3 protein-coding genes are annotated in these 2107 nt (G+C 33.3%); 1 reads left to right on the top strand and 2 read right to left on the bottom strand.

Features of this window, described 5'->3' with window-relative positions; translation table 11 throughout:
* Positions 1–327: 327 nt before the first annotated feature.
* Complete coding sequence (locus tag BKE30_RS15415) at positions 328–570, bottom strand: DUF2789 family protein (protein WP_076879440.1); 243 nt, start codon at positions 568–570, stop codon at positions 328–330.
* 351 nt (positions 571–921) lie between these two features.
* On the opposite strand from BKE30_RS15415, the gene BKE30_RS15420 reads away from it, so the two are divergent.
* The gene (locus BKE30_RS15420) at positions 922–1302 is read left to right on the top strand and encodes a copper resistance CopC family protein (protein WP_004681441.1); all 381 of its coding nucleotides are present in this window, start codon (positions 922–924) and stop codon (positions 1300–1302) included.
* Positions 1303–1419: 117 nt separating this feature from the next.
* Here the strand turns inward: BKE30_RS15420 and BKE30_RS15425 are convergent.
* Positions 1420–2107, bottom strand: a 688-nt coding sequence (locus BKE30_RS15425) for an IS982 family transposase (RefSeq protein WP_076879441.1), incomplete at its 5' end; no start/stop codon positions are given.

Here is a 2107-nt window from a genome sequence, read left to right on the forward strand (position 1 = left end):
AATGAAATGATTAGATGACTCCAAGGCTAGTTAGAGACACATTCTTAATGTAATTTACACTGTTATTCCTTTAAAGAAAAAATACAGTTGATCAAAATAGTTTTTTATAGAAAAAAGGGTGGATAATTTAATTATTAAACTTATTGGTATATTTATTAGATAGAAGGTAAAGAAGATTATTTTTAATATTAGGGTTTATAATCCAAATTTCAGAGTAAGGAATCTACTACTTATATAATAGAGATTCCATCTCCAAAACAGTACTACTGTATGAATGAGTTGTATTCAATGCAGGGAAGAATGTAGATCCTTAATACTAACGGAAAATTATTTTACTGAATTTTCATGTAAAGACTCATTTAATTGATCAATCACTGTCGTCCATTCACCATCAGAGTGTAGTTTTTCTTCTAAAAAATGACGTTGAGCATCAGTCCAAAAAATTGCTTGTGTTAAAAAAACATCTCCAGCTAGCTGATGGCTCTCTATGAATTTTGCAATTGCTTCTTCACTAGAAGCTAAACCAAGCTGTTCAAATAATTTGGTCATTCTTGGACGTGTTTGAGTCATGTGCTTAGCCCACAAATTTATATTAGATCAAATTAAACATAACATGTTTATATTTAAACTAAAATATAAAAAATTAAATAGCTACTATTTTCTTAGACAAAATGATTACTACATTTCATAAATCAACCACCTACATAATTTGTTTGTTAAATGATCATTATTTTTCAATAAGATTATTTTAATAGTTAAAGATTTTAAATTTTAAAAATGACAAAAATGTAATTTTGAAGTCATCGCTATGTTTCTGTCTCTCACTAATAATTGAAATATAAGAGGAGATGATGTGGTCTCATTAAATATAGATTTTATAAAGTCATCTCTAATGAACTAACGAATCAAGAGGAAACTTAAATGAAATTATTTCAAAATAAAATGACTGCTCTACGTAATGTTGTAGTAGCTGCAACGATGATTGTGGCTACTACAACTACGTTCGCTCATGTGAGTTTAGTGAGTGCGATTCCTGCGGAAAATGCATCTATCCTTAGTCAACCAAAGAACTTGACCCTTAACTTTGGTGCAGAGGTTATGTTGATGAATATTAAGTTACTGGATGCTCAGCGAAGAGATGTTCCTTTAAAATATAAAGTTACTCATGACTTAAAGAAATCCTTTGATGTCGCTCTTCCGAAACTGAAAAAAGGTAAATATACCGTTGTCTGGACAACAATGGGGAAAGATGGTCACAACATGAATGGTGAATATAGTTTCACTATCAAATCAACTAAATAAGAATTGATTACCTTTCAACATGTCAGTGAGGTGCTGGCATGTTGTTCTAGAATGGACAAAAATAATGATTTCTGAATATTGGATGTGGGCCACTTGGTTAACTAACCCGAATCCTGTTTAAGCCAATGCTTCATGGATTTGAATCGTTGGCTTATTTTCATGATAAATCTGGTAAGCACACAAACTTGCATAAATGCCAGCTAAATAGCCCTCAATACTTCTCGCTTTACTTGTCACCAAATTATACTTTCCCTTTAGTAAGCTGAATAAAGTTTCTATTTGATTGCGCTGCCTTAAATTGTACGTATCTGCTTTTGACAAGTTCACCGCTTGCATGTTTTTACGGTGATAGGTAATTAAATCAACCCCCTGTTCTTTAATACTTTGCCTTAAATTCTGACTGATGTATCCGCGATCTGCATACAGCTTCGCTTTTAATCCTTTCACCAGTTGTTCAACCATTTTAATATCTGCTGTATGACCATTTGATAAAGCAGTACTGACCACATCTCCTGACTGATTCATAATTAAATGCAGCTTACAGCCGAAGAACCAGCCCATCGAGCTTTTACCACGCGTTGCAATAGCCTTTATGGACTTATGCCGCCCGATACGCTGATTTTTACAGACAGGCAGTGTGGTTGAATCAATCCATAAGTGACTGCTGTGACAATCTTTCGTTAAGGCAAAGTGCAGCGCATGTAGTGCCAATTGATGTGAATTAATCAGATAAACTATACGCTGATAACAAGGCAAGTATTGAAACAGATGACGGAAGTTCTGCCTTAATGACAAGAAAAATGCT

The organism is Alkanindiges hydrocarboniclasticus, from assembly GCF_001982605.1.
Classification (GTDB): domain Bacteria; phylum Pseudomonadota; class Gammaproteobacteria; order Pseudomonadales; family Moraxellaceae; genus Alkanindiges; species Alkanindiges hydrocarboniclasticus.